This window comes from Methylobacterium sp. WL120 (genome assembly GCF_008039465.1).
Classification (GTDB): domain Bacteria; phylum Pseudomonadota; class Alphaproteobacteria; order Rhizobiales; family Beijerinckiaceae; genus Methylobacterium; species Methylobacterium cerastii.
This window is the reverse complement of sequence record NZ_VRUT01000157.1, coordinates 1-11,024: the sequence shown is the minus strand read 5'-3', so window position 1 is coordinate 11,024 and position 11,024 is coordinate 1. Positions and strand designations below refer to the sequence as shown.

Sequence of the window (11,024 nt, the reverse complement as noted above, 5' to 3'; positions counted from 1 at the left end):
CCTCCCCTTCGTCCCGGCCGGATTCAAGCGCGGCTGATCCGGCCCGCCCTCCCCATCCCTCAGGAGACAAGACATGTTGCGATTCACCGACGAGCACGAGTGGCTGAAGGCAGAGGGCGCGGTCGTCACCGTCGGCATCACGGCGCATGCCGCCGAGCAGCTCGGCGACCTCGTCTTCATCGAGCTGCCGAAGGTCGGGGCCCGGCTCGCCAAGGGCGAGGCGGCGGCGGTGGTCGAGTCGGTGAAGGCGGCCTCCGACGTCTACGCGCCGCTCTCGGGCGAGGTCGTCGCGGTCAACGACGCGGCGGTCGCGGACCCGGCGACGGTGGGCACCGATCCGCAAGGGGACGGCTGGCTCTACCGCCTGCGCCTCGACGACCCGTCCGAGATGGACGGGCTGATGGACGAGGCCGCCTACGCCGCCTTGCCGAAGTAGCCGCCTGCCGAAACAACCGCCTGCGATGCGCCGGCGGCCCTTCGCCCTTCCAAAGGCCCACTCCGAGCCAGGACGCCGCCATGACCGCGCATTACGACCCCTACGACTTCGCCAACCGCCGCCACATCGGCCCGACGCAGGCCGAGATCGACGCGATGCTCGCCGCCGTCGGGGCGCCGAGCCTGGAGGCCCTGATCGACGAGACGCTGCCCCCCGACATCCGGCAGGCGCAGCCGCTGGCGGAGGAGGACGCCTTCGGCCCCGCCCTCACCGAGCGCCGGGCGATCGAGCGGATGCGCGAGATCGCCGACCGCAACCGCGTCCTCGTCTCGCTGATCGGCCAGGGCTACCACGGCACGACGATGCCGCCGGCGATCCAGCGCAACATCTTCGAGAACCCGGCCTGGTACACGGCGTATTCGCCCTACCAGCCGGAGATCAGCCAGGGGCGGCTCGAGGCCCTGATCAACTTCCAGACCCTGGTCTGCGACCTCACCGGCCTCGACGTCGCCAACGCCTCGCTGCTGGACGAGGCCACCGCCGCGGCCGAGGCGATGGGCCTCGCCCGCCGCGTCGCGGCCTCGAAGGCCGACGCCTTCTTCGTCGATCGCGACTGCCTGCCCCAGACCATCGCCGTGCTGAAGACGCGGGCGGCGCCCATGGGCTGGCGCGTCGTCGTCGGCTGCCCCTTCGCCGACCTCGATCCGGCCGAGGTCTTCGGCGCGATCTTCCAGTACCCGGGGGTCGGCGGCGCGATCCACGACTTTTCGGGGCCGATCGCGGCCCTGCACGCGGCCGGCGCCATCGCCGCGGTCGCCGCCGACCCGCTGGCGCTGACGCTGCTGACATCGCCCGGCGAGATGGGCGCCGACGTCGCGATCGGCTCGATGCAGCGCTACGGCGTGCCGATGGGGTTCGGCGGCCCGCACGCCGCCTACATGGCGACGCGCGACGCGCACAAGCGGGCGCTGCCCGGGCGCCTCGTCGGCGTCTCGGTCGACGCCCACGGCCGCCGCGCCTACCGCCTCGCGCTGCAGACCCGCGAGCAGCACATCCGCCGGGAGAAGGCGACCTCGAACATCTGCACCGCGCAGGTGCTGCTCGCCGTCATCGCCTCGATGTACGCGGTGTTCCACGGCCCGGCCGGGCTGAAAGCCATCGCCCAGCGCGTCCACCGCGACGCGGTGCGCCTCGGCCGGGGGCTCGCGGATCTGGGCTTTGCGGTCGAGCCCGAGCACTTCTTCGACACGATCACCGTCCGGGTCGGAGCGTTCCAGGGGGTGATCCTGGCGCACGCGGTCGCCAACGGGGTCAACCTGCGCAAGGTCGGCGACGACCGCATCGGCATCACGGTGGACGAGCGCACCCGCCCCGACATCCTCCAGGCGGTGTGGCGCGCCTTCGGCGCCGACGACCTGGCCTACGACGAGGCCTGGCCGGACGCCCGGTTGCCCGAGGCGCTGGTGCGGACCTCGGCCTACCTCACCCACCCGATCTTCCACATGAACCGGGCCGAGAGCGAGATGACGCGCTACATGCGCCGCCTCGCCGACCGCGACCTGGCGCTCGACCGGGCGATGATCCCGCTCGGCTCCTGCACGATGAAGCTCAACGCCACCGCCGAGATGCTGCCGATCTCCTGGCCGGAATTCTCCGAGATCCATCCGTTCGTGCCGGCCGACCAGGCGGCGGGCTACCACGCGCTGATCGGCGACCTCTCCGACAAGCTCTGCGCGATCACCGGCTACGACGCGATCTCGATGCAGCCGAACTCGGGCGCGCAGGGCGAATACGCCGGGCTGCTGGCGATCCGGCGCTACCACCTGTCCCGCGGCGAGGCGCACCGGACGATCTGCCTGATCCCGTCCTCGGCCCACGGCACCAACCCGGCCTCGGCGCAGATGTGCGGGATGAGCGTGGTGGTGGTCGGCGCCGACGCCGACGGCAACATCGACGTGGAAGACTTCCGCGCCAAGGCCGAGCGGCATTCCGAGAAGCTCGCCGCCTGCATGATCACCTATCCCTCGACCCACGGGGTGTTCGAGGCGCAGGTGCGCGAGCTCTGCGACGTGGTCCACGCCCATGGCGGCCAGGTCTACCTCGACGGCGCCAACCTCAACGCGCTGGTCGGCTTGGCGCGGCCCGGCGACATCGGGGCGGACGTGAGCCACCTGAACCTGCACAAGACCTTCTGCATCCCGCATGGCGGCGGCGGGCCGGGCATGGGGCCGATCGGCGTCAAGGCGCACCTGATCCCGTTCCTGCCCTCCGACCCGCGCTCGGGCACGGAGGGCGCGGTGTCGGCTGCCCCCTACGGCTCGGCCTCGATCCTGCCGATCTCGTGGAGCTACTGCCTGATGATGGGCGGGCGCGGCCTCGCCCAGGCGACGCGGGTCGCGATCCTCAACGCCAACTACATCGCCGCCCGGCTCGGGCACGCCTACCCGATCCTCTATGCCGGCGCGAACGGCCGGGTCGCGCACGAATGCATCGTCGACGTGCGCCCGTTCCAGAAGAGCGCCGGCGTCACGGTGGAGGACGTCGCCAAGCGCCTGATCGATTGCGGCTTCCACCCGCCGACCATGAGCTGGCCGGTGGCCGGCACGCTGATGATCGAGCCGACCGAATCCGAGACCAAGGCCGAGATCGATCGGTTCTGCGACGCGATGCTGGCGATCCGCGAGGAGATCCGCGCCATCGAGGACGGGCGGATCGACCGGGCGAACAACCCGCTCAAGAACGCCCCCCACACGGTGCAGGACCTGATCGGCGCCTGGGAGCGGCCCTATTCCCGCGAGGCCGCCTGCTTCCCGTCGGGCGCACGCGGCATCGACAAGTACTGGCCGCCGGTCAACCGCGTCGACAACGCCTACGGCGACCGCAACCTGATGTGCTCCTGCCCGGCCCCGGACAGCTACGAGGAAGCCGCGGAATGAGCCGGCGCCGGCGACGCGTTTCCGGCCTCTTGCAGGCTCCTTGCAGGCTCCTTGCCGGCCCCCGGCCGGCGCGCGTCGCGGGTTCGGCGCCCGGAACGACGGTTCCGCGCCATTTGCCGACTCTTTGGGCGCCGAATGCCTTTCCTGGGACTTCCGCTTCAGGAACAAACACATCTACCGATATTTGGAAACTCTTTCCTCCTTGCGGCGGGGCGCTCGATGAAGATCCGGACCGGCTACACGATCGGCTACGACACGTTCGGGCCGACGCCGCTCACCTACCAGCTCAACGTCCACCCCTCGCGGGCCATCGACCTGCTCACCTCGGACGCGATGCGGGTCGACCCCCCGGTGCCGATGCGGACCTACACCGACGCGTTCGGCAACACCTGCGTGCGCCTGCTGTCGCCGGGCGGGCGCGTCACGGTCTCGGCCGACTTCCTGATCGCCGACAGCGGCGAGCTCGACGCCTACGAGCCGACCGCGCGGCAATTCGCGGTGCAGGACCTGCCCGACGACGTGCTCGTGTTCCTGCTGGGCTCGCGCTACTGCGAGACCGACAAGCTCTCCGCCATCGCGTGGTCGCTGTTCGGCACGACGCCGGAGGGCTGGGCCCGGGTCCAGGCGATCGTCACCTGGGTGCACCAGCGCATCCGCTTCGACTACCAGCTCGCCGACGCCACCCGCTCGGCCTTCGACGGCTACAACCAGCAGGTCGGCGTCTGCCGCGACTACGCGCATCTCGCCGTCGCCCTGTGCCGCTGCATGAACATCCCGGCGCGCTACTGCACCGGCTATCTCGGCGACATCGGCGTGCCGGTGGACATCAACCCGATGGACTTCTCGGCCTGGTTCGAGGTCTACCTCGACGGCCCGACCGGCGGCCGCTGGTACACGTTCGACGCCCGCCACGACGCCCGCCGGATCGGCCGCATCGTGATCGCGCGCGGCCGCGACGCCACCGACGTCGCGATCTCGACGAGCTTCGGCACGGCGCTGCTGGCGCAGTTCGACGTCCACACCGACGCGGTGCCCGACGACTTCGTGCTGATGCAGGCCGCCTGAGCGGCCCTTTGCAGGGCCGTCGCTCGAAGGCGCCGGCCCTGTTTTTCCAAACGTCCTCGATCACGCCGCCGGGCCGGGGTCATCCCGCCGCTGCGGCGGATCGCGTGGTGGCCGGGCGCCCGCCATCGCTATCCGGCCGCGATGGATCCGATCGCGCTCGCCCTGATGGCCACCGCCCTCACCTATTCCGGCTACGTCGTGCTGCTCGGTTGGCGGTGACGGGCGTAGCCCGCCCCTCCCCGCCTCGCATGACGGACCATAGAACGTGAAAGACCGCACCTGGCACGACGGCCGGATGCGGTCTCGATGCGGTCGTCGGAGGACCCGCCGCGAACCCGACGGGTTCAGGCCGGGCTGCGGCCGTCGGCGGCGTAGCGGTCGATGGCCGAGGGAAGCTCGCGCGAGAGGCGGGCCAGCAGCGCCGACCGGCTCAGGCCGGTCTGCTGGGTCAGGTGGTCGAGGGTGTCCGGACCGATGGCGCGCTCGAGGTCGGCCTCGCGGATGTCGCGGTTGGGACCCTGGTTGACCCAGGAGCTGGCGGCCTCGCCGTGGCCGCCCTTGGTGAAGTGGTCCACCAGCTCGCTCAGCCCGCTGGCGATGAGCCCGCCGACACCGGCCGTGCCGACGCCGCCGAGGAGGCTGCCCAAGGTGCCGAGGCCGTTGCCGGAGGCAGAGGTCCCGGTCGCCGTGGTGTTGGGGACGCGCGGGACGGTGCCAGCGTTCGGCACGGTCTCATGGCTCGGCACCGTGTCGTGCCCCTTCAGCAGCTCCGCGATCTTGTCGCGGTTCTGGTAGCCGGCCACGGCCAGCAGGCCCAGCAGCGCGGTCATCGAGGGATAGCCCTTGCTCATCGGTCGTCCTTGTCGGTTGAAGAAGGTGGAAGGGTCCGGGCGGTGGCCTAGAGCATTTTTTATGATCTCCGGATCACGGAAAATGCTCTAACTGACTGTGTCGTCGTATTTTCTTCACGCGAGCCGGCATCCACCTCGCTTGAAAATGCTCTAGGGAAACGCTGCGGGCTCGAAAAGGCACCAGACGTCGAAGCGACGGACGAAGCCAGGGCGTCATCGGGCCGGACCCGTCGCGCATGTGGGTCCGGCGGGATGGGCGATCACGGGCAGGGGTGGCGGTCGCCGTCGTTGCCGAGATAGGTCCCGCTCGATGCGTCGTAGGAGCGGAAGCGGCGGGCGCAGGCGGCCACCGCCTCGGGGTTCGGTCCGCCCTGCACCACCACCGGCGCTGCCTGCGCCTGCGAGTTGGCGATGGCGCCGCCGATGATCGCGCCGGCCGCAAGGCCCGCCACGCCCGCGCCGACCGCGGCGCCGACGCCGGGACCCCGGCGATAGCCGTAGCCGCGACCGTAGCCGTAGCTCCGGCCGTAGCCGCGGCCGCCGCGCCAGCCGTAGCGATGGCCGAACCGGCGGTACTGGACGTACCCGGTCGGGAGGTCGCCGTGCGCGAGCGCCGCGATCGGGGCGACGGGAGCCGGCGCCGCCTCAGCCGGCAGCCCGACCAGGGTGGCCGCGACGGCGGCGGCGAGGGCGAGGGACAGCTTCATCGTGATCGTCTCCTGATGTTGGCGCGTTCTTGTGCATCGGGGGCGGCGCGCGGACTCGGCCGGCCTCGATGGACCGTCCGGCGCAGCGCCTGCGATTCGGGCGGAAGACGCCGGCCCGGTCGGGTCAGTCCCGGGAGCGCGACAGCCAGCCGACCGCGAAGGCGACGGCGGCGAGGCCGAGCAGGGCGGAGCTGCGGTGGTCGTCGGCGTATCGCAGGGCGCTGCGGCCGTAGGCGGTCCCGCGCTTGCGGGCGTGGCGGGCGACGCCGCGGCCCTCTTCGATCCAGTGGCCGGCGCGGTCCTGCGCCGCGTGGGCGAGGTCGCGTCCGTCGTCGAGGAGATCCTCGGCCCGGTCGCGGGCGCGGCCGTAGGCGTATTGCGCGCCGCCGGCCACCTGGTTGACGGCGCCGCGGACCTGGCGGGCCGGGTCGCCGGTGAGGCCGCCCAGCGCGGTCTGGGCACGGCCCTTGATGTGGCGCGATGCACCGCGGATCTGGTCGCCGTTCATGGGATTCTCCTGCATTCGACGATGTCGGGGGCGGCCGGGCCGTCGGCTCGGTCGCCCACCGTGTTTCTGGCCAGGGCGTTCGGGTTCAGCGCTTGCCGGTGGGCTTTCAGCGCTTGCCGGTCGCCTTGTCGACCAGGGACGACACGCCGTCCTTGGCCTCGCCGACGGTGCGCTGGGCCTCGCCCTTGAGCTCCTGCGCCTTGCCCTCGACGACGAGCCCGTCGTTGCCCGTGATCTTGCCGGCGGCCTGCTTGACGTTGCCGGCCGCCTCGTTGGCGAGGCCCTTCAGCTTGTCCGTGGTGCTGCTCATCGGATGGCTCCTTTCGAGAGAATGGGGTGAGTGGCGTGGGTGATCGGTCCCGGCCGGCCGTATGGGCCGGCCGGGTGGGGCTCAGGCGCGGCGGGGGTCGTAGCCGGCGACGAGGGTCGGCAGCTTCGGGGCGCCGAAGCGGCCGCCGAGGAAGCCGGCGAGCGCACCGAGGATCAGCGCCAGGGCACCGTAGAACGCGCCCTGGGTGGCGGCGCTGCGGGTGGCCTCGGCGGCGACCTTGGCCTTCTGCTTGGCGTCGGCGAGCGCCGCCTCGTACTGCTTCTCGTAGCCCTGGATCTGCGTCTTGGCCTGGTCGGCCGGGATGCCCTGGGCCTTGGCCAGCGCGTCGGCGGCGCGGTTCTCGGCCTGGGCCTTCTGCGCCGGGTCGCCCGAGAGCAGGGCGCGGATCGCGGAGGCGGCGGCGTCGCGCAGCGCCTGCGGGTCCTGGCCGGCCGCCTGCTGACGCACCGACTTCTCGATCCCGTCGAGCGGGTTCGAGATCTGCGCCAGCGACGGGGCAGCCGCCTGGGCCGCGGTCTGCACGGTGCCGCCGACCAGCGAGCCGGCACCGCCCAGCGTGCTGGTCACGCCCGAGAACGCGCCGCCGACGATGCCGCCGACGGCGGAGCTGAGCAGGTAGAGCACGACCAGCGTCGTCACCGCCCAGGAGACGAGGCCGTGCAGGCCGGCCGCCCCCGCGATGGGCTTGCCCGAGAGGCGTCCGGCGATGAGGCCGCCGGCCAGCGACGCGACGATGCCGGACCCGACGAACCAGAGGCCGGCGCCCATCGACAGGGTCGAGGCGGCGGGGTTGTCGGCGGCGGGACCGCCGACGCTGGACAGGCCGACGCCGACGCCGACCATGTTGAGGACGACCTGGGCCACCAGGGCGGTGACGGCGCCGGCGAAGATCGCGCCCCACGAGACCTGGTTCAGCAGGACGGTGCGGGTGTCGGCCGCGGCGGCGTTCGGGACGGTGGAAGGGGTCGTGAGGATGGGAGAGGAAGTCACGGTACGGCTACTCCGGGGTCGTCGGTCGTCCGAGAAGGTCGGTCGTTCGAGGGGGTGATGGATAGGGCGTGAAAGGGCGAAGGCCCGCCGGACCGCGGCGCGGTTCGGCTGGGCCCCGCGGGTCAGTCGCGGCCGTGGATGAGGAGGCCGAGGCCGTAGCCGAGGAGGCCGACCACCAGCAGCGCGGCGATGGGGTGCTCAGCGATCCGACCGGTGGCTGCGCCGCCGCCCTGGCGCAGGGCGCGGGCGCCGTCCTCGTAGGCGTCGCCGGCGCGGTCGTAGGCCTTGCCGCCGGCGCTGCGGACGTAGCGCTCGCCGCGGTCGTAGGCGTCCTCGGCGGCGCCCTGCGCCCGGCGGGCGCGGTCCTCGACGTCGTCCGACCCGACGAGGTTGCCGACCGCGTCGCGGACGCGGCCGCCGAGGTCGCGGGCGGTGTCGGCCACCGTGTCGGCGGCGTCGCGGACGGTGTCCTTGGCCTGACCGTAGAGGTTCTCGGCGGCGCCCTGCGCCTCGCGGGCGCGGCCCTCGACCGAGTCGCGCTTCGAGCCGGTGAGGTCGCCGACCGCGCCCTGCACCTTGCCGCCGAACTCCTTGGCGGCGCCCGTGATCCGATCCGTGTCGACCATGATGTTCTTATCCTACGTTAGGTTTTCGAGGGGAATGCGCGATACGGGTGAGGCTACGGCTTGGACCGGGTCTTCGGTTTCACGCCGTCGCTCGGTAATTTCTGCTGATCCTTGCCTTCGGTCTCGACCTTTCCGTCGCCGATCAGCTTGCCGATCGCCTCCCTGACCGAGCCTTTGATCTTGTCGGCGTGCTCGGATGTCTTCTGCGTGCTCATGCTGGATCTCCGCGGCGGCCAGGATGACGTCGAAGCCTGAGATGGCCCGCCGATCCGGCGAAGCAATGATGCAGACGTACTGGTTGGACGGTCATTTTTTGTCAGGCGGCGACAGCGGGAAGCCGTTGTCCCGGCCCCAGACGATCGCTTCCGTGCGCTTGTGGACGTTGAGCTTGCGGTAGAGCGAGGCGGAGTGGTTCCGCACCGTGTTGCGCGACAGGTTCAGGCGCTGCGCGATCGCCTCGTCGCCTAGGCCCTGGCAGATCAGGTCGAGGATCTGGCGCTCGCGCACGGTGAGGTTCGGGGCGATGCCGTCCCGGTGGTCGGTGCCCGGCCGGCGCAGGTTGGCGAGCTTCTCGATCAGTCCGCGGCTGAACCAGGACGTGTCGGCCATCGCCGCCTCGACCGCCTCGAACATCTCGCGCTCGCTGCGCTTGCGCGCGGTGATGTCCTGCAGGACGATGAGGGCGAAGGCCGTGTCGCCGATCTCGACGCGCTCGGCCGAGGCGAGGCAATCGAGGCTCGTCCCGTCCTGGTGGCGCAGGCAGACCTCGAGCCCGAGTACGAAGCCGGTGCGCAGCAACGCGGTCTCGAACCGGGTCCGCGCCGCATCGTGGACCCAGAGGCCGATTTCGGCGGGCGAGCGCCCCACCATCGCGTCGGCCGCGTAGCCGAAGACGCGGGCGAAGGCCTCGTTCACGCCGGTGACGGCGAAATCCTCGGCGCGCGCGATCAGCGTCGGCACCGGCGTCAGGCGGAACGCCTTGGCGAAGCGCTCTTCGCTCTGGCGGAGCGCGGTCTCGGCCTTCTTGCGCAGCTCCAGGTCGGCGAAGGTGAACAGCATGCACGGCTCGTCGCCGAGCTCCATCGGCTGGCCGGCGACGATGACGAAGCGGGTGCCGCCGTCCGGCAGGTCGAGGCAGGCCTCCATCTGCGGGATGGTGGCGCCTTCGTTCAGCCGGTTGATCGCGAGGTCGCGGTTGCGGGCGTTGGCCAGCACGTCGACCTCGTAGACGCTGCGGCCGATCACGGCGTCGCAGGTGTAGCCGGTCATCTCCAGGAAGCCGACGTTCACCTTGACGTGGCGCAGGTCCGACAGCCGGCAGATCACGGCGGGTGCCGGGTTGGCGTTGAAGGTGGTCTCGAACCGGTCCTCGGCCTCGAACTGCTCCGAGACGTCCTTGAGGATCAGGGCGAGGCAGCTCGGGGTGCCCTCGCGGTCGGTCGCCACCAGGCTGCGCAGCGAGTGGACGAAGTCGACGCCGGGCCGGTCGGTGCGCTTCACGTCGACGATGACGTCGTGGAAGCGCTCGCCGGAGACGACCCGCTCCATCGGGTACTGGTTCGGGGTGTGGTTGTTGCGGTAGCGCAGGGCGAAGCGCTCGCGGTAGATCTCCACGGTCTCGCCGAGCTCGCCCAGCGTCTCGGCCCCGTGCATCGCCAGCGCGGCCGCGTTGGCGTAGGCGATGGTCTGGTCGGGCTCGACCAGGATCACCCCCTCGCTGAGGCCGGCGACGATCTGCCGAAGCTCGTGCCTGTCGACGCCCGCAACCACCTTGGCCCACCTTCTCGATCACCCGCGAAATCGAAGCGCGAAACAGCGTCGTCCCCGCGCGGTTCCAGCAATTCTTGAGGCGGACCGGCCCGTTCGGGCGAGGCCCGGGATCGCAAGCCCCGCTCAGGCCGTCAGCCGCGCTCCCCGGCCTGCCCGGCCTCGGGCGCGCCCTCGCTCGGCAGCACGAAGATCTGCCCGGGATAGATCAGGTCGGGATCGCGGATCTGGTCCTGGTTGGCGTCGTAGATCACCGAGTACCGGTCGCCCGCGCCGTAGGTGCGCCGGCTGATCTCCCATAGGCTGTCGCCGCGCGCGATCGTGGCGGTCCTGACCTCCGGAACGAACACCTCGGCGCCGCCGCCCGGCTCGGATGGCCCACGCGCCGCCGGGGTTTCGGCGGCGAGCCGTGGTGAAGCGGGAGTGCCCGCGGTCCGGTCGGACCCTTCCGCCGCCTGCGCGTGCGCCGCCTTCGGCTCCGCCTCGGTCCCGGCTTTGCGCGCGGGCGCCGGCATCGTGAACGGCACCTCCACGCGGCTGCGGACCTTGCCCGAGGGCGCCTCGACCTGATCGAGCCGGACCTTGTAGGCCCCCGGCGCGACGCCGCGCCCGATGGTGAAGGTCACGGTTCCGTCGCGGCCGACGGCGGCGGGGGCGATCAGGGTGTCGTTGAGGTACAGCCGGACCGTCGAGCCCGGCGCCGAGCGGGCGGTGACGAACAACCGCCCCCCGTCCTGCGCGTCGATGCCGACGACCTTGACGCGGTCGGCGTTCGCGGCCGGGTCCGCGGCGGGCGCGTCCGGCCGC

At 71.7% G+C, this 11,024-nt stretch carries 12 protein-coding genes; 3 read left to right on the top strand and 9 right to left on the bottom strand.

Annotated elements, in window-relative coordinates:
- Nucleotides 1-73 precede the first annotated feature (73 nt).
- From gcvH to FV229_RS22025, 3 genes are all read left to right on the top strand, one after another.
- The gene (gene gcvH, locus FV229_RS22035; protein WP_147754010.1) at nucleotides 74-436 is read left to right on the top strand and encodes a glycine cleavage system protein GcvH; all 363 of its coding nucleotides are present in this window, start codon (nucleotides 74-76) and stop codon (nucleotides 434-436) included.
- Nucleotides 437-516: 80 nt separating this feature from the next.
- A complete protein-coding gene (gcvP, locus tag FV229_RS22030) occupies nucleotides 517-3,372 on the top strand; it encodes an aminomethyl-transferring glycine dehydrogenase (RefSeq protein ID WP_147754009.1) in 2,856 nt (951 codons plus the stop codon).
- Between the two features lie 219 nt (nucleotides 3,373-3,591).
- Entirely contained in the window at nucleotides 3,592-4,437 is an 846-nt protein-coding gene (locus FV229_RS22025) for a transglutaminase family protein (RefSeq protein WP_147754008.1), read from the top strand.
- A gap of 344 nt (nucleotides 4,438-4,781) precedes the next feature.
- On the opposite strand, the gene FV229_RS22020 is transcribed toward FV229_RS22025, so the two are convergent.
- The 9 genes from FV229_RS22020 to FV229_RS21980 all read right to left on the bottom strand — a co-directional run.
- Nucleotides 4,782-5,288: a YidB family protein gene (locus FV229_RS22020; protein ID WP_147754007.1), complete on the bottom strand. Its 507-nt coding sequence runs from the start codon at nucleotides 5,286-5,288 to the stop codon at nucleotides 4,782-4,784.
- 260 nt (nucleotides 5,289-5,548) lie between these two features.
- On the bottom strand, nucleotides 5,549-5,995 hold the full coding sequence (locus FV229_RS22015; RefSeq protein ID WP_147754006.1) for a BA14K family protein: 447 nt from the start codon (nucleotides 5,993-5,995) through the stop codon (nucleotides 5,549-5,551).
- Nucleotides 5,996-6,119: 124 nt separating this feature from the next.
- Nucleotides 6,120-6,503 (bottom strand): CsbD family protein, encoded by a 384-nt coding sequence (locus FV229_RS22010; protein WP_147754005.1) that lies wholly within the window; start codon nucleotides 6,501-6,503, stop codon nucleotides 6,120-6,122.
- A gap of 106 nt (nucleotides 6,504-6,609) precedes the next feature.
- Nucleotides 6,610-6,813, bottom strand: a complete 204-nt coding sequence (locus FV229_RS22005) for a CsbD family protein (protein WP_147754004.1) — start codon at nucleotides 6,811-6,813, stop codon at nucleotides 6,610-6,612.
- Between the two features lie 81 nt (nucleotides 6,814-6,894).
- Complete coding sequence (locus FV229_RS22000) at nucleotides 6,895-7,824, bottom strand: PhnA-like protein (protein ID WP_187275243.1); 930 nt, start codon at nucleotides 7,822-7,824, stop codon at nucleotides 6,895-6,897.
- Between the two features lie 122 nt (nucleotides 7,825-7,946).
- A complete protein-coding gene (locus FV229_RS21995) occupies nucleotides 7,947-8,450 on the bottom strand; it encodes a CsbD family protein (RefSeq protein ID WP_147754003.1) in 504 nt (167 codons plus the stop codon).
- Between the two features lie 53 nt (nucleotides 8,451-8,503).
- On the bottom strand, nucleotides 8,504-8,665 hold the full coding sequence (locus FV229_RS21990; RefSeq protein WP_147754002.1) for a CsbD family protein: 162 nt from the start codon (nucleotides 8,663-8,665) through the stop codon (nucleotides 8,504-8,506).
- A 91-nt stretch (nucleotides 8,666-8,756) separates the two neighbouring features.
- Nucleotides 8,757-10,220 carry a helix-turn-helix transcriptional regulator gene (locus FV229_RS21985; RefSeq protein ID WP_147754001.1) on the bottom strand — a complete coding sequence of 488 codons (1,464 nt, stop codon included), beginning with the start codon at nucleotides 10,218-10,220 and terminating at the stop codon, nucleotides 8,757-8,759.
- A gap of 131 nt (nucleotides 10,221-10,351) precedes the next feature.
- Nucleotides 10,352-11,024 (bottom strand): LysM peptidoglycan-binding domain-containing protein (locus FV229_RS21980; protein WP_147754000.1); only part of this gene is annotated, 673 nt, incomplete at its 5' end.

Bases quoted from the DNA above. Each gene is read 5' to 3' on its own strand.
- gcvH (WP_147754010.1), top strand. From the start codon at position 74: ATGTTGCGATTCACCGACGAGCACGAGTGGCTGAAGGCAGAGGGCGCG.
- gcvP (WP_147754009.1), top strand. From the start codon at position 517: ATGACCGCGCATTACGACCCCTACGACTTCGCCAACCGCCGCCACATC.
- FV229_RS22025 (WP_147754008.1), top strand. From the start codon at position 3,592: ATGAAGATCCGGACCGGCTACACGATCGGCTACGACACGTTCGGGCCG.
- FV229_RS22020 (WP_147754007.1), bottom strand. From the start codon at position 5,288: ATGAGCAAGGGCTATCCCTCGATGACCGCGCTGCTGGGCCTGCTGGCC.
- FV229_RS22015 (WP_147754006.1), bottom strand. From the start codon at position 5,995: ATGAAGCTGTCCCTCGCCCTCGCCGCCGCCGTCGCGGCCACCCTGGTC.
- FV229_RS22010 (WP_147754005.1), bottom strand. From the start codon at position 6,503: ATGAACGGCGACCAGATCCGCGGTGCATCGCGCCACATCAAGGGCCGT.
- FV229_RS22005 (WP_147754004.1), bottom strand. From the start codon at position 6,813: ATGAGCAGCACCACGGACAAGCTGAAGGGCCTCGCCAACGAGGCGGCC.
- FV229_RS21995 (WP_147754003.1), bottom strand. From the start codon at position 8,450: ATGGTCGACACGGATCGGATCACGGGCGCCGCCAAGGAGTTCGGCGGC.
- FV229_RS21990 (WP_147754002.1), bottom strand. From the start codon at position 8,665: ATGAGCACGCAGAAGACATCCGAGCACGCCGACAAGATCAAAGGCTCG.